This window comes from Verrucomicrobiota bacterium (assembly GCA_037139415.1).
Taxonomy (GTDB): Bacteria; Verrucomicrobiota; Verrucomicrobiia; order Limisphaerales; family Fontisphaeraceae; genus JBAXGN01.
Window position 1 is genome coordinate 1 of sequence record JBAXGN010000155.1, and the last position, 19,652, is coordinate 19,652.

Annotated in this window: 17 protein-coding genes and 2 rRNA genes; 7 read left to right on the forward strand and 12 right to left on the reverse strand. The window is 56.5% G+C overall.

The window, feature by feature from the left end; genetic code table 11:
* Positions 1-202: 202 nt before the first annotated feature.
* From WCO56_22195 to WCO56_22205, 3 genes are all read right to left on the reverse strand, one after another.
* Positions 203-436, reverse strand: a complete 234-nt coding sequence (locus WCO56_22195) for an AAA family ATPase (GenBank protein ID MEI7732302.1) — start codon at positions 434-436, stop codon at positions 203-205.
* Positions 433-1,542: a PDDEXK nuclease domain-containing protein gene (locus WCO56_22200; protein ID MEI7732303.1), complete on the reverse strand. Its 1,110-nt coding sequence runs from the start codon at positions 1,540-1,542 to the stop codon at positions 433-435. Before WCO56_22200 ends, WCO56_22195 begins: the two co-directional genes overlap by 4 nt.
* Before the next feature lie 122 nt (positions 1,543-1,664).
* Positions 1,665-2,123 (reverse strand): DUF1016 N-terminal domain-containing protein, encoded by a 459-nt coding sequence (locus tag WCO56_22205; protein ID MEI7732304.1) that lies wholly within the window; start codon positions 2,121-2,123, stop codon positions 1,665-1,667.
* Between the two features lie 85 nt (positions 2,124-2,208).
* Here WCO56_22205 and dndA point away from each other — a divergent pair, with 85 nt between their 5' ends.
* On the forward strand, positions 2,209-3,354 hold the full coding sequence (gene dndA, locus WCO56_22210; GenBank protein ID MEI7732305.1) for a cysteine desulfurase DndA: 1,146 nt from the start codon (positions 2,209-2,211) through the stop codon (positions 3,352-3,354).
* A 59-nt stretch (positions 3,355-3,413) separates the two neighbouring features.
* Here the strand turns inward: dndA and lptD are convergent, their stop codons facing one another.
* Both lptD and WCO56_22220 read right to left on the reverse strand, forming a co-directional pair.
* Positions 3,414-5,519, reverse strand: a complete 2,106-nt coding sequence (gene lptD, locus WCO56_22215; GenBank protein ID MEI7732306.1) for an LPS assembly protein LptD — start codon at positions 5,517-5,519, stop codon at positions 3,414-3,416.
* A 1,295-nt stretch (positions 5,520-6,814) separates the two neighbouring features.
* Entirely contained in the window at positions 6,815-8,329 is a 1,515-nt protein-coding gene (locus WCO56_22220) for a cellulase family glycosylhydrolase (GenBank protein ID MEI7732307.1), read from the reverse strand.
* Between the two features lie 162 nt (positions 8,330-8,491).
* Between WCO56_22220 and WCO56_22225 the strand changes: the two genes are divergently transcribed.
* The 6 genes from WCO56_22225 (at position 8,492) to WCO56_22250 (ending at position 14,172) form a co-directional block, all read left to right on the forward strand.
* Positions 8,492-9,157, forward strand: a complete 666-nt coding sequence (locus tag WCO56_22225) for a SagB/ThcOx family dehydrogenase (GenBank protein MEI7732308.1) — start codon at positions 8,492-8,494, stop codon at positions 9,155-9,157.
* Positions 9,158-9,270: 113 nt separating this feature from the next.
* Positions 9,271-11,412, forward strand: a complete 2,142-nt coding sequence (locus WCO56_22230) for a LamG-like jellyroll fold domain-containing protein (protein ID MEI7732309.1) — start codon at positions 9,271-9,273, stop codon at positions 11,410-11,412.
* A 30-nt stretch (positions 11,413-11,442) separates the two neighbouring features.
* A complete protein-coding gene (locus tag WCO56_22235) occupies positions 11,443-11,793 on the forward strand; it encodes a hypothetical protein (GenBank protein MEI7732310.1) in 351 nt (116 codons plus the stop codon).
* Positions 11,774-12,202 carry an Hpt domain-containing protein gene (locus tag WCO56_22240; protein ID MEI7732311.1) on the forward strand — a complete coding sequence of 143 codons (429 nt, stop codon included), beginning with the start codon at positions 11,774-11,776 and terminating at the stop codon, positions 12,200-12,202. Before WCO56_22235 ends, WCO56_22240 begins: the two co-directional genes overlap by 20 nt.
* Positions 12,199-12,810, forward strand: coding sequence for a response regulator (locus tag WCO56_22245; protein MEI7732312.1), 612 nt, complete (start codon positions 12,199-12,201; stop codon positions 12,808-12,810). Before WCO56_22240 ends, WCO56_22245 begins: the two co-directional genes overlap by 4 nt.
* A gap of 96 nt (positions 12,811-12,906) precedes the next feature.
* Positions 12,907-14,172, forward strand: a complete 1,266-nt coding sequence (locus WCO56_22250; protein MEI7732313.1) for an RsmB/NOP family class I SAM-dependent RNA methyltransferase — start codon at positions 12,907-12,909, stop codon at positions 14,170-14,172.
* Positions 14,173-14,175: 3 nt separating this feature from the next.
* Here WCO56_22250 and WCO56_22255 read toward each other — a convergent pair whose 3' ends face one another.
* The 7 genes from WCO56_22255 to WCO56_22285 all read right to left on the reverse strand — a co-directional run.
* On the reverse strand, positions 14,176-14,658 hold the full coding sequence (locus WCO56_22255) for a cupin domain-containing protein (GenBank protein ID MEI7732314.1): 483 nt from the start codon (positions 14,656-14,658) through the stop codon (positions 14,176-14,178).
* A gap of 21 nt (positions 14,659-14,679) precedes the next feature.
* Entirely contained in the window at positions 14,680-16,113 is a 1,434-nt protein-coding gene (locus WCO56_22260) for a phosphoglucomutase/phosphomannomutase family protein (GenBank protein ID MEI7732315.1), read from the reverse strand.
* A gap of 15 nt (positions 16,114-16,128) precedes the next feature.
* On the reverse strand, positions 16,129-16,887 hold the full coding sequence (rpe, locus tag WCO56_22265; GenBank protein MEI7732316.1) for a ribulose-phosphate 3-epimerase: 759 nt from the start codon (positions 16,885-16,887) through the stop codon (positions 16,129-16,131).
* Between the two features lie 106 nt (positions 16,888-16,993).
* Complete coding sequence (locus tag WCO56_22270) at positions 16,994-18,076, reverse strand: sugar kinase (protein MEI7732317.1); 1,083 nt, start codon at positions 18,074-18,076, stop codon at positions 16,994-16,996.
* A gap of 301 nt (positions 18,077-18,377) precedes the next feature.
* Entirely contained in the window at positions 18,378-19,115 is a 738-nt protein-coding gene (locus WCO56_22275; GenBank protein MEI7732318.1) for a DUF1559 domain-containing protein, read from the reverse strand.
* Between the two features lie 194 nt (positions 19,116-19,309).
* A 5S ribosomal RNA gene (gene rrf / locus WCO56_22280) occupies positions 19,310-19,425 on the reverse strand.
* Positions 19,426-19,533: 108 nt separating this feature from the next.
* A 23S ribosomal RNA gene (locus WCO56_22285) occupies positions 19,534-19,652 on the reverse strand; the annotation flags it as partial.

The following is a 19,652-nucleotide window of genomic DNA, read 5'->3' on the forward strand; positions in this document are numbered from 1 at the left end:
GAGGCGGGACTTGCACCCGCTGGCCTGTCAAAGATCGAAGGCTGCACCAGAAAGGTTCAGGTAATTGCCGTCAAGCAGACCTTGCTCCACCAATTCAAAAACGCATAAAAGTAACAACGGCTTGTGGGGAGCGAATCTTTCGTTTCCGAGTCCGAGCTTCTTGTTCACGGCTGGTTTGAGGGACGTCAGCTTCCGAAGCCATTCACTGTTCATTTTCATGACCCTTCCTTTCTTTTTTGATTCGCCTAATCGCGTGCCTGCCATGGTTTGGCCCGTATAGCGCCAATTGCACCGCATCCAGCAGCGTCGTCTTGCCGCCGCCGTTCATGCCGCCAAATAAAACGATCGGCCTCCGGTCATCGTTCGGGGCCAGGACCGCCTCCTGCCGCCCCCCGTACACCCCGAAATTGTTTAAGGCAATGGAGTCTAAGATCATGTTTCCGCTTTTCCTTCCTGTAATTGGGCTTTTAACTCTTCCTTCGACGGCAGATAAAGTTGGTACCGGCTGGCAAATATATTCGTGCTGCCCTCGGGCAATGTCATCTCCACCAGGGCGTCATTCTTCGTCTTGCAGAGCAGTATCCCAATGGTCGGATTCTCGTCCGTCGTTTTGACTTCCCGGTCGAAATAGTTCACATACATCTGCACCTGACCCAAGTCCTGGTGGGTCAATTCCCCTATTTTTAAATCCACGACCATAAAGCACCTCAACAGCCGGTTGTAAAACACCAGATCCACAAAAAAATGCTTCTCCGCAAACGTGATCCGGAATTGCCGGGAGTGGAAAAGAAATCCCTTGCCCAACTCCAACAGAAAATGCTCCAGCTTGTCGATGATGGCTTCCTCCAATTCCGATTCCGAATAGCTCGGCCGCCCGTGCAATCCCAAAAACTCCAGGATGTACGGGTCTTTTATCGCATCCTCCGCCGTGGTCACCACTTGCCCCTCTTGGCTCAGTGCCTGAACCGCCCCTTTGTCCCGGCTCAACGCCAAACGCTCGTACAGCCCGGAATTGAACTGCCGCTTCAATTCCGCCAGCGTCCAGGTCTCTCGCCCCGTCTCAATCTCATAAAACTTTCTCTCCGCATCGTCCCCGATTTGCACCAGAAACGCATAGTGCGACCAACTCAAACGCAACTCGGTGGCCACTCGACTCAGCGTGCTTCTGCTCGCTTGCCCGGCCCAGGGGGATAATTGTGCAGAGGCCGTCTGCATAATTTCATCTGCCTGGCCATCAACCGTTTGCAATAGTGCAGACGGCGTCTGCAGAATCCCGCGATACGTGAGGTAGAATTTCTTGAACAACTGGAGTGACCGATACGAATACCCCCGCCGGCCCTTGGCCGAAAGCGCCTCCGCCAGTCGCTGCACCAGTTGCTCTCCGTATTGCCCGCGATCCAACCCATGTTGCTCGTATTCCACGATGTGTCGACCCAGGAGCCAGTTCCTCACCACCAGCCCCCGGTCAATGGACCGCGTTGCCTGCTCTCGCAACTCCGCATCCGTTCCTTCCATCAATGCCACTAGCTCATTAAAATTCATCGTCAATTCTCTCCATGGTGAAAAACTGCACCTTTTGCGCCGCTTTGCGCCGCGCGCCTTGAATCCAGTGATGCTTCAACTTGGCCGGTCCACGTTGGATGTTCAATGTTCATGCCGTCGCCCTAAAACAGCGCCTTCGGCTCCCCCGCCGCCGGCGTAATTCCCGCAACCGCAGCCCACCGCAGCGTGCGCACGCGCCATCCCTTCAACTGGCCCATCTCTGCGTAAAAATTCTTTTGCAGATGTTTTTTCAGCGGCAACAGTTCCACAAAATGCGACCATCCCAATAGTGTCCGCAGTGCGGACACTATCCGCCTGTCCGAAAACACCTCGGTGAGCGCTATCATCCGGGCCAGATTCCGGGGCCTGAAGCCTTCTCCAAACTCGGGAGCCACTTTTGCCGACAGTGTCGGCAAAATCTCCTCGCCATACTCCGCTCGTTTGTCTTTGAGAATGTCCTTGCGGATTCGTTCACCGACCTTCCAGTAAAGCATCATCAGGGCCGTGTTCACGCCCCGTGCCACCGTCTGCCGCGCCGCTTGGTGCCGGCGCATCGGTGTTTTGTCACTCGTTCCAAACATGATTCAAGCGTTGGTTACGGCCGAGATAATATTAGTCCTGCTGCATCTTTGCCAGCAGAATAGATGCACTCCCCATGATGACGATTTGAATTTTCACCAAATACTCGTTTACCTCGATTGCAACGCCACCACGCCCCTCGACCCCGAGGTCGAGCCGGTCCTGCTACATTTCCTCCGCGAGGATTATGGTAACGCCGGCAGCCGCACCCATGAGTTCGGCAATCACGCCAAACAAGCCGTCCAGCATGCCCGCGACCAAATCGCTGCGGTCATTAAGTGTCATCGTGAAGAAGTCATTTTCACCAGTGGTGCCACCGAAAGCAATAACCTCGCCATCCTGGGCTTGCGGGAACATGCCGCGAAAACCGGTCGCAAACACATTGTTTCCACCACCATCGAACACAAGGCCGTATTGGAACCGTTGGAGCACCTCACCCGGCAGGGCTTTGACGTCACCCTCATTAACCCGGAACCCGATGGCGCGGTGTTGACGCAGCAGATTGCCGCCGCGTTGCGGCCCGATACCCTTTTGGTCTCCGTCATGCACGTCAACAACGAGACCGGCATCATCCAGCCCATTGGAGAAATCGCCACTGCCTTGGCCGGCCACGAGGCCTTTTTCCATGTGGACGCCGCCCAGGGTTTCGGCAAACGCATTCCCGACCTCCAAAACCCTCGCCTTGACCTCATCAGCCTGAGTGGCCACAAACTTTATGCCCCCAAAGGCATCGGGGCGCTGATCACCCGTCGCCGGGGCTACAGCCGTCCGCCGCTGACCCCGTTGGTGCTCGGCGGTGGCCAGGAGCGCGGCCTCCGCCCCGGCACCCAGCCCGTTGCCCTCATTATGGCGTTCGCCAAAGCCGCCGAAATCGCCCAACGCGACCTGGCGAAACGCGAAAAACGTTGGCTGCAAATCCGGCAAGCCGCCTTGGCTGCCTTCCAATCCTTGGGCGGCATCCCTACGGGCGACCCAGCCAAAGCCCTGCCCAACACCTTGAATATCGCCATTCCGGGCCTCGATTCCGAAGCCGTCATGGTCGCCCTGAAAGACGTGATCGCCATCTCCAACGGCTCCGCCTGCACCTCCCAGAACTACACCGCCAGCCACGTCCTCACCGCCATGGGCCTGTCCGAAGACCATATCAAAGGTGCCCTCCGCCTCTCCTGGTGTCATTTAACCCCGGACGTGGATTGGAATTCCGTGATAGACCATTTGAAGCCGCTGCTGTAACCATGAAACTGATAACTGATAACTGGTCATCATTCCGCATTCCGAAATCCGCAATTGAATCAGTCGCCTAACAATCGGTTGGGCTGTTCATAATCCGCTCTGAAGCGTGGGAACGCTTTGAGCGAGAAGGTAACCGCCACGGTAACCTCGTCCTTGCCACCCACGTTGGAACGCATGCGGAGCGTCAGCGCCGCCGTCCAACTGCGCAGGTCGCGGTACACCGTATAATACTGCTCTTGCATTTTTCCCAGGTGCGCTTCGAAATGGTGGGAGGTGCGGAAGGCCCAATTTTCGTTCAGGCGATAATAGAACTGGGTGTAGTACAGGTTTTGCCGGTCAGTAATGCCATAGAACGGATCGCGGCACATGAAACGATTGCCGACTGCGAAGCTCCATACCTCGTCTGGTGTCAGGGTCAACCGGTGATCCAATTCCCTGAGTTTGCTGTTCTGGGTATCAAACCGGGTTTCCTGCGAAAGGGTAATCCAGGAACGCGGGCTGAAATCCAGTTGGGAATACAAATCGCCAAAAGAACTCTGCTGGCCGCGCGGTCGGAGGCGGCAATCCGAGGCCAGCATCCAGTTGATCAGATTTTCCACCTGCCCCTCCCGCTTGGTCTGGATTTTGTTGCGCAGGCCAAGGCGGAACACATTCTGCGAATCCACTCCATCTATCGAGTTGTAGTCCGGATACTCGATGGGTAACATGCGGTAGCTGGGAATTTCGTAATCAAATTGTGGCAATTCGGAAGGCCGGGCGCTTGGGGTGGGCACATACACGTAATTGATCGAAGGCGTGAGGATGTGGCGGATACCCTTGACATCCAGCAGGGAGTTTTGGGCGGCGGGCCATACGCGGGACAGTTTGGTGGACAGTTCCGCGCCAGTGTTAAACACCCCGCGCGATTGATCGGTGGTGGTGGCACCGGGACCGTCTGCCGCGCTGTACGCCGTGAAGCGTCCGCCCACTCTCGGGGACACATTCAGCCAGCCAAAATAATTTTGCGGCAGGGTTATTTGATGGTAGGTGTCTCCGCGGCTCGCGGAATATTTGCCCAGGGTGTCATACGAGAACAACCGGCGATACCAGCCGAACGAACTCTCGCTGTCGTAATAGAACGGGGATTCCCCGAGCTGCTGGCGAAAACCGGTGAGTTTGATGTCCGGCAGCCGTTCCACGGTGTCGTTGAACCGGTTCAGCCGGGTCATGCCCAGGCCGTTGAGGGACCAGTTGCTCCAACGATGCTCAACTTCCAGAAAGGAACTGGGCTGGACATTTTCCTGGTACTCGCCTTCAAAGAAGTCATGGATCATCTGTTGATCACTTTGATAACGGGCCACCAGCCGGGCGGTGGTGTTGCTGTCGATGGTGAGCGAGTGCGTGTATGAGAATCGTTCGCGGTCCGTGCCGATTTCCCGGTTGCCGGGCAGCGGCGTGCGTCCGGCATCTGTATCGCGGGTATAGTAATAATTCAGTTGACCTTCGCCGAGGCGTCCAAGATGCATGTTTAAATCCGGCCCGACTGCCGGGCCGCGATTCACGCGATAATCCAAGTGCATGGCACCGTCCAGCTTATCATTCCAATACCAGTGGTACGTGCTATACAGGAATGGCCCGAAAGTGCTGCGGTAGCCCGGGGTGAAATCCCAATAATTGACATGCTTGCCCAGCGGACGCCGATAGTACGGGAAATAAAACACCGGCACCTTGCCGATATACAGCGTGGCGGAATGCGCCTCCACGTATCCATTGGGCACGATGATCAGCTTTCGGGTCCGAATGCGTTGAAACGGCTCCGAATAATCATCGGTGGTGAGGTAGGCGCCGTAGGCGACATAGGTGTTGTTGGATAACTGCGAAGTAACCGAGCCCCCCGACACGAACAGCGGCGCTTGGCCGCTGCGGAAATTCGTGGCCAGCAGGAAGCGGTTCTTATAATCATATATCACCTGTTGGCCCAACCAGGTCTGCCCCTCGCGTACCAGCCGTACCTGGCCCTCCGCTTGCAGGGTGGTGTTGGATTGGTTGATGCTGACCCGCATGGCAGTCAACACCATGTCGCGGTACTTCACCATGACGCCATTGGTGCCCGTGGCAGTGCCCGAGGGCAGGTCATATTCAAACTCGCCGTTGAAGTTCAGGGCCTCCACGGTCAATTCGGGCACAGCTTCAGCCGCGTATCCCGGCCACCGGCCGACACACGCGCACAACCCGACCAACCAAATAGAAATCCATCGCATCTGGGCGTTCAAAGTAACCAACCTGTCGCCTCATGCCAAGCGTGATTTCTCAACAACTTGTTGCAGCCAACATGGCGCTGCGGATCAGCAACGGCCGTTTGCCGGAGTTCCATCGAATGGCCGGTTAAACTTGTTCACCGGCGAAGGCAGATGGTGATTCGGATCGGTGAATAACTTTCGGATGAGTTTGGAAAATTATCGTATTTTCCGGGCTGCCACAGCATCAAGCCACGCCTGCCCGCAGCGGCTTTCGGTGAATAACTTGTGCATATCATTTTCTTGTGAATTGCGTGTGATATGTTACCTTATTACCAGTTCATTGAAAGAACCGGGTTGTCCGTCGGCGGACGCAAGAAAGCAGGCGGGAAGCGACTCGAGGATACTCCCAGGTGACTGGGGAAAGATCGGACCAGGCTGGTTGGTTTGGTCCCTCTCAAGCCGGATCGCAAGGTTCGGGGGCGGAGGCAGGATTCACCAGCTCCTCTGGCAGCGGTCGCGCGCTGTCAGTTACGCGAAAATAGGAGCTGCGCGGTCAGGGACGATGAGAAGCCGTTCCGAGCCGGGTGAAGTAGCCTTGGCTGGTTTCGGGCCGGGGCGAATCGCAGTTACCCAGAGGGTAATTGGTTGCTACTGTGAGTCAGCACGGTGAAGGTGACGCTGGCGGAGCCGCTGGAAGGCGGGGCCGCCCAAGAAAGACGCCGAAAGGCGGGATAAAGAGCGATCCGGCACCGGGGGGAACACGGGGTCCAGGCAAGGCCCGTGAAAAACCTCCAAGACGCCAGCGATCCTAAAAACGGGACCGCTGGCCGGTGAGAGAATGCAACCTGAGAGTTAAGAGGTCAGACCCGTGGCACCGGGCCAACGCACTGCCAACCGCAGTGGCCGTCCTGGTGTGAAGGGGTTAAGACGCGGAAAAGCTATCACAAGCGTGTCTTGACCTGGTCTGCCGGCCGGTGGCGCAACCACCAGTCGAAGCGGGCTAAGAGGCCTCACTCGATAATTCAGTGTCCGCAAGGCGCTGGACGGCCCTGCTATGAGGCCGAAAACTCCGCTTGCCGTGGAGAATGGCGTCGGGAAGCCGGCAGCCTTTAAGGCGCCTAATGCCGGTCCGGGAAAGAGAGCATGGCGAACTCCCATCCCCCACTTTTGTCCCGGTTGGGCCGCAAGGTCTGGCCGGGACATTGTGTTTTATTATTGGCCAAGTTCAATTCCACTTTCCGCTAGTATTTGCGCAGCAAATCCAGAAATTTGCGATCCACCTTGTGGTCGCCGACGATTTCATACTGCACATCGGTGCGTTCGCTGTCCAGCACCCCAAAGCTGCCGCGGAAATTCCATAATGACCAACCCCAGCCGGCTTGCTGCCAATTTTGCAGGCAGTCTTCCGCCCAGCGCAAGAAAACGTCGTGCGGCGTCTTGTTATACGCGCCCCACTCGCCGACGATAACGCCGACCCCTTTGTTCTCCAACTCCTTCCACGGCACAATGCAATTGTCCCAAAGCCATTGCCGGTCCTGGTATTTCATATTCAGGAACGCCGGACCGTTGGCCTGCGGCGCATAGCGGAACGGTTCTGGTTTCTTGCCAAAGGCGAGATCCAAGGGGAGCAGGTCCTCACGGGGGGAGGATGCCGGTTTAAATCCGAGTTCGCTGATTTCCAGCCAATCGCCCGAGGTAACCTGGATCTGCACCTGCTTGGTACCGGCGGGTACCACGGTTTCATAATCCCGGTCATACATATTCTGGTACACGTTATACTTCGGGTGCAGGATGGCCGTCTTCCATTCGCCCTTGCCTGGACCACACTTGAATTGCTTTTCCAAAACGATTTTATCGTCTGCCGTCACCCGCAAATTGGCGGCGGAGGACACCACTTTGACATGCAGGCGCAACGTGGTGGCCTCGGCAAATGGGCCTTCGATCACCATTGGGTGCGAGCCCTCCGGCTTGGCCGGGCTGAGCAAACAGCCGGAGGCGGAGAGGGGCCGCGGCCAGACGGGCACCGGGTAGCGTTCGCCGCCCGTCCAACTCGCCTTGTAATGGCTGATCTCCATCGGCGTATAACCACGGGTCGCCTCGGCCACGCCCGCACCCTTGAGTTCCGGTGAAGCCACTGTGCCCCATTGCAACCCATCCGCGATGACCAGCCGGTTGGGATCCTCTTTGTGAATGGCCGTCGCCAATAGGCGCACAACCTCGGCATATGTTTTCGCATCAACACCCGCCGGTTCATTCATCAAGTTGAAGCTCAGCCGCTCGCTGGGGATGCCTTTATAGCGCTTGGCAAAGGTGCCCCAGTGCAGAGCGCAAACCCGCTGCGTTTCCGGATCCGTCCAGACACTGGTTTTCTCCGCCGGCTTGGCGACCGTGTAACCAGGCGCACGATGAAAATTCAGGCAGACATGGACGCCGTACTGGCCGCCCCACGCGACTGCCTGATCAATTTCTTTGAGCGTGGGCTCGTCAAATTCCTCCCAGTTGCCGTTCTTGATCCAGAGCCGGTAATCCATGGGCAACCGGACAAAATTAAAGCCCCATTGCGAGATCAATTTGAAATCCTCTTCCACAAATGGTTTCCGCCCGCTGCCCAACTGGAACTTCTCCAACAGATTAAACCCGCGCCAGCGTGGTAACTTCTCCGGGCTGGCCGGCAGCCATTGCGGTTGCGCGTCCGGTGCCGCCGCTAGCGAACTGGCCGCTACGAGTACCATGAATAAGTTCTGTAAGTGCGTCATGCGACGACTATGCCTTAACTGCTCCTGCTTAGCCATGATTTTCAGCCGAGGGATTTTGCCGAAAAACGATCTGGCTAAAACACAACCACCGGAAGCTGCTGCTATGTTTACTTGGCAGGTTAGGTTTGACCTTTTCCGCGCTGTACTTCATAAATCACCCCCATGAATCATCAGACCACAACTTATTGGCAACGCAGCGCGCTTTGCGCGGCGTTATTCTCCTTCACTGGCGCGCTCGTGGCGCAGGACCTCCAACCCATGAGCCTCCCACCGGCGCAATTCACAGGCGGCAAACCGTTCATGCAAGTGTTGCAGGAACGCAAATCCACCCGCGAGTTCACCGCCGAGGCGCTGGAGTCCCAAACGCTGGCCAATCTGTTGTGGGCCGCTTATGGCACCAACCGCCCGGATGGGCATCGCACCGTGCCCTCCGCCATGAATTCCCAGGAGATGGACCTCTACGTGTTTACCGCCACCGGTGTTTACCTGTACGATTCCAAGCTCAACCAACTTACCCCGGTGAAGGCGGGGGATCTGCGTCCGAAATTGAGCGGCCAAGCCTATGTCAAACAGGCGCCGGTCAGTTTGTTATACGTCGCGGATCTGGCGCGTTTGGTCAAGGCCAAGCCGGAAGAGAAGGATTTCTATGCCGCAGTGGATACCGGGTACGTCAGCCAGAACGTGTATTTGTTTTGCGCAAGTGAAGGGTTGGGAACCGTGGTGTATTCCGTGTCGGGCACCCGCGCCGAACTGATCAACCTGCTGGGATTGCGCCCGGAGCAAAAGCCCATCCTGGCACAGTCCATCGGCAAGCCGAAGGCGAAATAGCGCTGCCTCAAAGGCGGCCAGATATGCGCAATGTCAATAATAACGTGTGGCTTTGGGTGGCTGGACTAGGCCTGTTTTTCGTTCTTTGCACGGGGGCGGCCAACCTACCGGCCATGATGCCGTCTCCTGCCGTGACCAACGTCAGTCAGGAACTTCGCCTGCGCAGCTTTCTGCCCGGTCCATCCGTGTGTCGTGCCGGGCAGCCAATACCGATTCATGCGGTGATTGAGAATTCCGGGGATGCCACCGCCAACCTTGATATCCAGTTGGGGTTGCCGCAATTCGTCAGGCTCGTTAAAAGCAATCTCGGTGCGTCGGTGTCTCTTCAGGGCGGCGAGGAAAAAACACTGACTTGGGAAGTCGAGGCCAAGGAAGCCATATCCTCTCAGTTGGCGTTGCGCATCAATCAGCACGGCAAACCGTTGACCAACGCGTCTTTGCCAATCCTGTTTCTGGCCCCCGTGGCCATCAGTAAGTCACCCTATATTCCCGAGCCGGTCCCGGCACCCACGCAAATCCTGGTGGGCGCGCATCACTGCCCCTTGTGGGAGGCGGACAAATTCAACCTCTGGGACAATGTACTCAAGCATGCCGAGCGCACGCCCGCGCTGGGATTCTATGCGCAGGAAAGCCCGGAAATCTCGGATTGGGAAACCAAATGGGCGGTGGAGCATGGCATCTCCTTCTTCGTCTATTGCTGGTATCGCGCCAGTCAGGGCGGGCCGGTTACCATGCGTTACGGCAGCGCCATCCATGACGGGCTCTTCAAATCCAGGTTTCAGAGCAAGATGAAGTTCACCATCATGTGGGAAAATCAAAATCGCGGCGTGGCGGGGGTGGCGAACGAGCCGGACTTGATGAATAACCTGCTGCCCTTCTGGCTGGAAAACTATTTCAAACACCCGAGCTATTTGAAAGTGGACAACAAACCGTTGCTGTTCATTTATCGTCCGGAATTTCTCGTCAAGGACCTGGGCGGGGTAGCGCAAGTGCGATCCGCATTGGACAAGATGCGGCAGACCTGCAAAGCGGCGGGGTTCGACGGCCTGTACCTCTTGGGCGAGTACCGGGGCACCAATCCAGTGCCGCTGCAATTGATGAAGCAACTGGGGCTGGATTATTCGTTTGCGTATTGCTGGTATGTGCCGAACAGCCCTTCGCCGGCACAAGCCATCGAGACGCAGATGCAATACCTCCGGAAAACGCAGGACCTGGGTATTCTGCCGCAAGTGCCGACCATTTCACAGGCTTGGAGCGGCTGGCGCGATGAGGGCAGCATCTGGAAAATTCCGCCCGCCGATTTTGCGACGCTCGCGCAGCAGGCCAAAAACTTTATCACCACTCTACCAACCAACCAACTGGGCAGCCGGATGCTGCTGCTGGATAATTGGAATGAGTGGGGGGAAGGGCATTACCTGGCACCGTATCGCGAGTATGGCTTTGGGTATCTGGACGCGGTGCGCCAAGTCTTTGCTTCCGCCAATCCGTCGCACACCGATCTGCTGCCGGAAGACATTGGCATGGGACCCTACGATACCGCGTTCCGAACCCATCAAGCCACGGAAGACAACCTTCGCCGGTTGCTCTTCAAAAAAGTGCGTAAAGCCGGTGCCACGGAAGACGGCTTGGTGGGCTGGTGGGCGTTTGACGAGGAAACCAACGCGCCGGTAACCCTCGATTATTCGGGCAACCGCATTGGGGCAACGCTTCACGGGTGTGATCGCGCGGCGGGCATTGATGGCCGGGCGCTGGTTTGCAATGGCGGGTGGGTGTTGGTGGGGAACCACACGTCCCTCTCGTTGACCTCCACCTTGACCTTGGAATGCTGGGTGAAAACCGAGGTGGCTGGACAGGACAATAAATGGTTCATCAACCGGGTTTATGGCGGTGGCGCCGCTTCGGGTTATCGCCTGGGCATCCTGCAAGGCAAACCGTGTTTTGAAGTGCCGCTGACGAATTTCAGCCATCACCTGACGGCATCCATCCCGCTGCCCACCGGCCGCTGGGTACATCTGGTTGGCACGTTTGATGGCCAAACCATGCGCCTCTACGTGGACGGCCAGGAACGTGGCGCCATGGCTAGACCGGGACCGATGAAACCCAATGCGTTTCCGATCTGTATGGGGAACTACGCCGAAAATCACTCAGCCCATTTTACCGGGCTTTTGGACGAAGTTAAACTGTACTGTCGCGCCTTAAGCCCGGAAGAAATCCAGACGCACTACCGGGCTCTAGCGGATAAAGCCGGGCCGTGATCCAGAAGCAAAATTTTCGCATTCCTTCGCATGATTAACGGGCAAAATCCTCATCTTCCGGCTCTCAATCTTTTTGCTCATAAATTTTTCTGCCATGATTTTGGATGTTTTTCTGCAAAAGTTTCCCGTCCCGGTTACGGTCTTCGGTTTTCCGCACTTGTGCCAAAAAATCTTTGCCAAACAGTTTTACCACAATTTCAAAACTACACCATTACCCTCGGCGTAGCCGACGACGTCAGTCGGCGCAAACAAAACAACCGCAGATCAGTTCATGATGCTGTTGTGCCACCCAGAAACCGTTCGTTGCGCTTGGGGTCGGTGTGGAGTATTGTTGAATGGGTAGCCTTGGTGTCGAAACGTAATGAATGCCAGTCCAAATAGCCCGTCCGCAATAGCCGCCTCGGTTGCTTTCACGGCTAAAGCGCCGGTGGTGAACTCGGCGGTTTTGCGCGATGCCGCCAATGGCAACCCGGACGAAATGCGTGCGTTGGCGGAAATCTATCTGGCCCAAGCTGATGAAAGCATGGCCAAACTGGCCGTTACCGTGCAGGCTGGAACCGCCAGGGATGTCTGCCGCCTGGCTCATCGCCTGGCCGGCGGCAGCGCGAGCTTTGGCATGATCGGCATCATTGCGCCCTTGCGCGCCCTGGAGCAGTTGGGCAAGCAAGGTCAATTGGAAGGCGCGCAAACGTTATTGGCCCAGGCCAGCCAGCAACTGGAAGCCATCCGGCATTGGCTTCACGAACACGCCATGCATTCGAACAACCACCACCTCACCACCCATCCATGAACGAAAATAACATTCGCGTTTTATTTATTGATGATGATCCCAGTTTGTGCCGGCTCATGAAAGCCTACCTGGGCGCGGATGTCCGTCAGCGTTTTGAATTGGCTTGCGTCGGAAGCCTGGCAGATGGAATGAAATGGCTGGGCGAACACGAAGTGGATGTGGTGCTGCTGGACCTTGGTCTGCCGGATAGTTCCGAGGAGAAGACTTTTCTGGAACTGCGGATGGCCTTCCCGGCCTTGCCGGTGGTGGTGTTCACCGGTCTGGACGATGCCGATCTGGGCGCGCAGTTGGTGCAGTCGGGCGCGCAGGATTTTCTGGTGAAGGGGCAAATCAATGGCCCGTTGGTGTGCCGCACGCTGCGCTATGCCATGGAGCGCAAACGATTGCTCAATGAGTTGCAGATGGCTTTGACGGAAGTGCAAACGCTCAGTGGCTTGCTCCCCATGTGCGCCAATTGCAAGCGCATCCGCGATGACAAGGGCTATTGGAACGAAGTGGAAAATTACATTCAGAAACGCTCCGGCTTTCGCTTCACCCACGGCCTGTGCCCAGAATGCGCTCCCAAGTTCTTTCCATTCACCGATGCTGATGCAAAACCCAAGGAGTGATCCCTTGCGATTTTGCGTCGCCGATGCCCGCCGGATTTTCCGGTAATAATCGTGTCATTCACCGGGATTCCGTGTTATATTCCCGGGCGATTTAATATGCGATCAGGACACCAAAGACGATTTACCGATGAACGCCCCGCTTACCGCGACGACCGGCGGCGGGAGCAACCGCGTTGGGATGAAGGCTACGCGCCGCCCTTGACGGAAGAGGAAAAACGCGCGCTCTGGCTGCCCATCGCTGCCAAAATCATCGGCAAATGCAGCCGGGATTTGCCGGCGGATGCCGCGTTGCGCGAGGCCTTTCGCGAATCCGAAGGCATCACCCGCACCGAATCGCGGGCGATCAGCCAGGCCGTCTTTGCCTATTTTCGCTGGCTCGGGTGGTTGCACCATGATTGGTCCATCCAACACCAGATCAGCCAGGCACAGGAATTGGAGGAAAAATTCCGCACCCAACCCAATGCGTTTTCCGCAACCGATTTGCGACGGGCGATTCCTGAATGGATTCAGGAGCAACTCTCCGTCACCCCGGGTTGGCTGCGGGCCTTGCAGCAACCTCCCACGCTCTGGTTGCGCTCGCGCAAAACCTCCAACAATTCCCTCCAACAACGCTCCTTTGACGCCAAGCCCGGTCCCCTGCCCCAATCCATTTCCTATTCGGGTTCCCTGGACCTGTTTCGCCTCCCGGAATTTCAAGCTGGTGAGTTCGAAGTCCAGGATCTCAGTTCCCAAGCCGTCAGCCTGATTTGCGCTCCCAAGTCCGGTGAAACCTGGTGGGACGTCTGCGCCGGTGAGGGTGGCAAAACACTGCACCTGGCGGAGTTAATGGGTAACAAGGGTCTGATCTGGGCGACCGACAAGGCGGAATGGCGGTTGCGCCGGTTGAAGATGCGCGCCAAACGGGCGCAGTGTTTCAATTATCGTTCGCGCGTATGGGATGGCAGCGCCAAGCTCCCGTTCGGGACCAAAATGGACGGCATCCTCGTGGATGCGCCGTGCAGCGGCGTGGGTACCTGGCAACGCAATCCCCATGCCCGTTGGACCACCACCGAGCTGGACGTTCGGGAACTGGCCGCCTTGCAGGGTAAAATCTTGAACCACGCGGTCGCCGCCCTGAAACCCGGCGGACGCCTGATCTACTCGGTCTGCACCCTGACGCGCGGTGAAACCACCGAGGTCGCCGCCGCTTTTTCCACGGCCCATCCGGAACTCAAACCGCTGCCGGTGATCAATCCGCTGAAACCCAAGATGCCACCAGCGGAAACCCTCTGGATATCACCGGCGGAAACCTCCAGCAATGGCATGTTTATCGCCGTGTGGGAGCGGACTGGCGGAGCGGAATCGCCAGCCATTGCTCCTTAGTGATTACTTCGCGGGTGAATCCGGGAGAAACACGGTCTTTCGATCACCCGCCGAAAACGAAATCAGCGTGCGCAGCGTTTCGGTGCCAGTGTTGGCCATGTTGTGTTTGACCCCGGCCGGAATGCGGATCGTCATCCCGGCTTTCAATTCGATGGTCCGCCCATCGTAGCTGTGCCGACCCTGACCGGAAATCACGTACAGCACCTCCTCGCAGTTGGGATGAAAATGCACCGGATTTTTGCAGCCCGGCAGAATCGTGGCCAGCCCCACCGTTTGTATCGCGCCGGGCGACAGTTTTTCATTGCACAACCATTGCAGCGTGCCCCAGGCACTACTCTCCACCGGAAGCTGCGCGGCATCCGTAACCTTGCCGACCCACTCGGCGGGAATCGGCGCAGCCTTCGCCGTCCCTTTGTCATCGCCCGCCACGCCTGTCAGCCATCCGCATACTCCCAGCACCAGGATTGTCATTTGTAATTGATTCATATAACTATTTTTGTTCATTGTTTATGGTTTAACCCGGGCCGCCTGCCGGGTCATACGCAATCCCTGTTGCAGCAACTGTTGCGCCCCGGCATCCGTGCCCGCCTCGGCGTAAATGCGCACAATCGGCTCCGTGCCGCTGCCGCGCAACATCAGCCACGAACCATTCCGAGCGAGGTATTTCACCCCATCGTAGGTTTTTACCTCCGCCACGGGCGACCGTAATAATTTTCCCGGCGGATTGGCCCGGCAAAACTCCATCAGCGTGGGACGCAATTCCAACGGGAACCGGATATCCACCCGTGCAAAGCGATGCGGGCCATAACGTTTTTCCAGTTCGGCGATGATTTTCGGCAAGGATCGCCGTTCCATCGCCAGCAATTCGAGCAGCATCAATCCCGCCAAAATGCCGTCCCGCTCGGGAATATGCCCGGCAAACCCGATGCCGCCACTCTCCTCGCCCCCCAGCAAGACGTCGCCTTTGAGCATCTCCGCACAGGTAAACTTGAAGCCCACCCCCACCTCCACCAGCGGCAGCCCATACTCGGCGCACATTCGGTCCATCATCGTCGTCGTGGAGAGGGCCTTGATTACCCGGCCCTGGCCGTGGCGGTTCTTGATGGAGTGGTACAGCAGCAGGCAGATAAGCTGATGCGTGGACACATAATTCCCGCGCCCATCCATGCCGCCCACGCGATCTGCATCGCCATCCGTTACCAGACAGACATCATGCGGATGATGGCGCAACCACGCCTGGCTGGGACGATAATTAATTTCCACCGGCTCCGGGTTGATGCCGCCAAACAGCGTGTCATGCCGGCCATTCAACGTCGTAACCCGGCACGTGGTGCCAGCCAGCAAGTCATCGAAACAACCCGCTCCCACCCCGAACAACGCATCGTGCGCAAACCGCAAATGGGATCGGCTGATCAGTTTGAAGTCCACCAGGCGTTTGATCGCGGCATAATGGGGCGGGCGCAATTCCCGGATAAGAATGCGCTTCTCCCGCACTGCGGCCTCATAATCCATCAAGCGCACCGGGGATTTATCGAGATAACTTTCAACTGCCTGACAGGCATTCGGCAGCGCGGGACCACCATAATGCGCCTTCAATTTGAACCCGTTGAAACGCGCCGGATTATGGCTGGCAGTAATCATCACCCCGCCAACGGCCTGGTGCTGTTTGACCGCTAGTGACACTGCGGGTGTGGCCGTGGGCACCGGCGTCAATAGGACTTTGAGGTCATTGGCCGCCATCACCTGCGCCACGCATTGCGCAAATTGATCGGAAAAAAAACGCCGGTCATAGCCCACGACCACGGTGGGCATGGTTCCCGCTGCCGGATTGGCTTTCCAGCAATCGGCAGTGGCCTGCGTCACCCGCGCCACATTGGCAAACGTAAAATCCTCCGCAATGACCGCCCGCCAACCATCCGTGCCAAATTGTATCCGGGACATACGCTGTCACGCACCTTAGGCCATCAGCAAGTCACAGGTACACAGCTCTTTTTTGGCTACTTGCTTTTCCGCCAAGTGGCGCATTTTTCTCACGGCGGCGCCCATGTTCGGTTTGCCGAACAGGAAGGTACCGCTGACAAACGTGTCTGCCCCGGCCTTGGCGCATTCTTTGGCCGTATCGAAATTAATGCCGCCATCCACTTGAATACGATAATTGAGTCCACGTTCCTTCCGCCAGGCGGAGGCTTGCTGAATTTTAGGCAGGGTTTCCTCAATGAATGGTTGGCCGCCAAACCCTGGATTGACCGTCATGACCAGCAGCAAGTCCAGGCGGTTCAAGTGCGGTTGTGCCAGCGTCATGGCCGTGGGCGGATTGATCGCCAACCCGGCTTTGACACCCAGACTGCGGATTTTCCACAACAAACTCGCCACCTGCTCCTCGCCCAGCTCGGCATGGACCGTCATTTGGTCCGCACCCGCCTTGGCAAACGCTTCCAGCAAAATTTCCGGCACCGAGCACATCAAATGCACATCCATGAACATCTTCGTGAGCGGACGCAGCGTCTTGACCACCTGCGGTCCAAACGAGATGTTGGGGACAAAATGACCATCCATAATGTCCAAATGAAGCCACTCCGCCCCGGCACGTTCAGCCCGGGCGACATCCGATGCGAACTTGCCGAAATTGGCAGCCAGCAATGACGGCGCGATAATCATGGCCGCTATGTGTAGAGTAAATTCCCGCCGGTGGGAAACACTTTTTACGAGTTTCACCGCCGCCCCGGCATTTCCCCCCCCCCTGGCCACCAAACAATTCGCCCGTCCAGATTCCCAAGGAACCATGAACGGGCGAAACGAATTATAACTTTTGTGCTAATTGTTAGCGCTGAATGCGGGCGGAACCGCCTTTGGACAGCGCCTTGACTTGATCCACCGTAGCCATGGTGGTGTCACCCGGATATGTGGTGAGCAATGCACCATGTGCCCAACCCAAACTAACCGCTTCTTCCGGTGACGCCCCAGTGAGCAGACCATAGAAAAACCCGGCGGCGTATCCATCCCCACCACCGACGCGATCCACCACGTCCAATTCGCAGGTCGGAGACGTGTACGTCGTGCCGTCCACCCAAGCCACCGCGCCCCAGCTATGCCGGTTGGTGGAATGCACTTCGCGCAGCGTCGTTGCCACAATCTTGATCTGCGGATGCTTCTTCGTAACGTTCCCCATCATGCTGATGAAGGCGCTGGAATCCAATTTGGACTTGGCCGCCACTTCCGGACCAGGGATGCCTAGGCCGAGTTGCAGGTCTTCCTCGTTCCCCACGAGCACGTCCACATTTTTCACGATGCGATCCAGCACCGCGACCGCACGGTCATGGCCGCCCAAAATATTCCACAACTTGGCGCGATAATTCAGGTCAAAGGACACGATGGCTCCGGCGGCCTTCGCCGCTTGCATGCCTTCAATGATCAACTCGGCGGTCGTCGGGGACAGCGCGGCAAAAATACCACCGCTGTGGAACCAACGCACTCCGTCGGCAAAGATGGACTTCCAATCAATATCGCCGGGCTTCAATTGTGCCGCCGCCTCATTGCAGCGGTTGTAAAACACCACTGGCGCGCGTACGCCCTGCCCGCGGTCGCTAAACACCGTGGCCATGTTCGGCCCATGCACGCCGTCGTGCTTGAAGTGTTTGTAAAAGGGTTTCACGCCCATGGCGCGAACCCGCTCGGCAATCAAATCACCAATCGGGTAATCCACCATCGCCGAGGCAATTCCGGTGCGCAACCGGAAACAGTCGGAAAGATTGGCCGCGACGTTAAACTCACCGCCGCTGACATGGATCTGGCATTCCGTGGCCTTGCGGAACGGAATAATGCCTGGATCAAGACGGTGAACCAAGGCGCCGAGGGATAAAAAATCCAGCGCGCCATCCTGACGAATATTTAAACCATATTTCATTTTAATCTCCTGATATAAGTACGATGTTTTTGATTACGCTTAACCTGCGATGCACCGGCAATGGTCCGGAAACAAAACGACCCCATCCCTTTGGACCAGCGTTGCGATGGACAACCCAACCATTCACTCGAACGCCTAAACTCCACTTGGACTCAATCTGGACCGTTTTTTTTTCGCATTCGATACGATCATGCATCGAAGTCATAGCTTGTCCATCCACCAGCCAAATTCAAGCTGAAAAATCAGCGCACTCGTCTTTTTCGCGGTAATCCTCGCGTTATTGCGCGCCCCCTGAATAGTGTTAATTAAGCGGCACTGTGGGCAAAAAATTCGTGCGGTAATAGGGAATCACCGCCCAAAGGTTTTCGGGCTGAATGGTGCGGGCATATTTTACAAAACGCGCACTACCATCGGCGAAGGCGAACACCGATCCACCACTGCCGATATTGCTGCCAATGGACATATGGCGGCTATGTTCGATCTCGGTAATGTCATTGCCCGTTCCCTGGAAGATATCCATGAATGTATGGTATGATGCGTTTTCTTTTTCTCCAAAAGTAACCGTTTCCGAGGTTTGGGCGATGCTGCTCATGCGAAAACTGTTGGATGCCATGAGCGGACGGATCACATTCCAATCCGTGCTCTGCGCTTGATCTGCATAAAAATCATTAAACGCGTTGATCATATAACTGCGGGGCGCCGTATCTTCGGGAGTGTTACTGGAACTGCTACCCTGCGGAACTTTGGGGCCATCACTGGGACATATCAGCATATTTAAATCGAGGTAGGTTGGACGCAACAGCGTGGGCCAAGCCGGATGCTGCCGCGGCGGAATCATATCTTCGTTGTCATCGGCGTAAATTACCAATGCCAGGCTGATTTGCTTTTGATTGTTGGTGCATTTAATGCGGCGCGCGGCCTCCTTGGCTTTGGCCAGCGCCGGCAACAACATGCCAGCCAGTAGGGCAATAATGGCGATGACGACCAGTAGCTCAATCAGCGTGAACCCTTGCAAACCCAATTTTCTGAACGTGTTCATAGGTCTAAATTATATTGGTCTACTGTGTGTTCAAGTTTAGACGGAACAAACGCTCGTTTGGTTTCAACTAAACTTGTTTACCAGTAGCCTCCCGAAACGCAGAGAAAATATATCGGGACAACTGCAACCAGTCAACCACAAGCCATCCGGGCACAAAAAAACCGGAATCACAAGGATTCCGGTTTTAAAGAAAAAACTGGCGGCAACCTACTCTCGCGCAATCTATAAGAGCACTACCATCGGCAATACTGTGTTTGACGGCCGTGTTCGAGATGGGAACGGGTCGGACCACAGCTTTATGGCCACCAATAAAATTTAAAAGAACGGGTTGTTCTCTGAAAACTACACATAGACTTAAAATAGAAGTTATACAGTTCGCGAGTCTAAAATCGCTGTCTTTCTCAAAGAGAAAGAAAAAGCGATCAAGCCGCACGACCGATTAGTATCAGTCCGCTGAACACATTGCTGTGCTTACACGCCTGACCTATCAACCCGGTGGTCTGCCGGGGGTCTTTAGGGACTTGCGTCCGGGAAACA

Bases quoted from the DNA above. Each gene is read 5' to 3' on its own strand.
- WCO56_22235 (MEI7732310.1), top strand. From the start codon at position 11,443: ATGATTAACGGGCAAAATCCTCATCTTCCGGCTCTCAATCTTTTTGCT.
- WCO56_22225 (MEI7732308.1), top strand. From the start codon at position 8,492: ATGAATCATCAGACCACAACTTATTGGCAACGCAGCGCGCTTTGCGCG.
- WCO56_22220 (MEI7732307.1), bottom strand. From the start codon at position 8,329: ATGACGCACTTACAGAACTTATTCATGGTACTCGTAGCGGCCAGTTCG.
- WCO56_22270 (MEI7732317.1), bottom strand. From the start codon at position 18,076: ATGAAATATGGTTTAAATATTCGTCAGGATGGCGCGCTGGATTTTTTA.
- WCO56_22240 (MEI7732311.1), top strand. From the start codon at position 11,774: ATGAATGCCAGTCCAAATAGCCCGTCCGCAATAGCCGCCTCGGTTGCT.
- WCO56_22250 (MEI7732313.1), top strand. From the start codon at position 12,907: ATGCGATCAGGACACCAAAGACGATTTACCGATGAACGCCCCGCTTAC.
- WCO56_22195 (MEI7732302.1), bottom strand. From the start codon at position 436: ATGATCTTAGACTCCATTGCCTTAAACAATTTCGGGGTGTACGGGGGG.
- WCO56_22275 (MEI7732318.1), bottom strand. From the start codon at position 19,115: ATGAACACGTTCAGAAAATTGGGTTTGCAAGGGTTCACGCTGATTGAG.
- WCO56_22230 (MEI7732309.1), top strand. From the start codon at position 9,271: ATGATGCCGTCTCCTGCCGTGACCAACGTCAGTCAGGAACTTCGCCTG.
- WCO56_22260 (MEI7732315.1), bottom strand. From the start codon at position 16,113: ATGTCCCGGATACAATTTGGCACGGATGGTTGGCGGGCGGTCATTGCG.
- WCO56_22255 (MEI7732314.1), bottom strand. From the start codon at position 14,658: ATGAATCAATTACAAATGACAATCCTGGTGCTGGGAGTATGCGGATGG.
- WCO56_22205 (MEI7732304.1), bottom strand. From the start codon at position 2,123: ATGTTTGGAACGAGTGACAAAACACCGATGCGCCGGCACCAAGCGGCG.
- WCO56_22200 (MEI7732303.1), bottom strand. From the start codon at position 1,542: ATGAATTTTAATGAGCTAGTGGCATTGATGGAAGGAACGGATGCGGAG.
- WCO56_22245 (MEI7732312.1), top strand. From the start codon at position 12,199: ATGAACGAAAATAACATTCGCGTTTTATTTATTGATGATGATCCCAGT.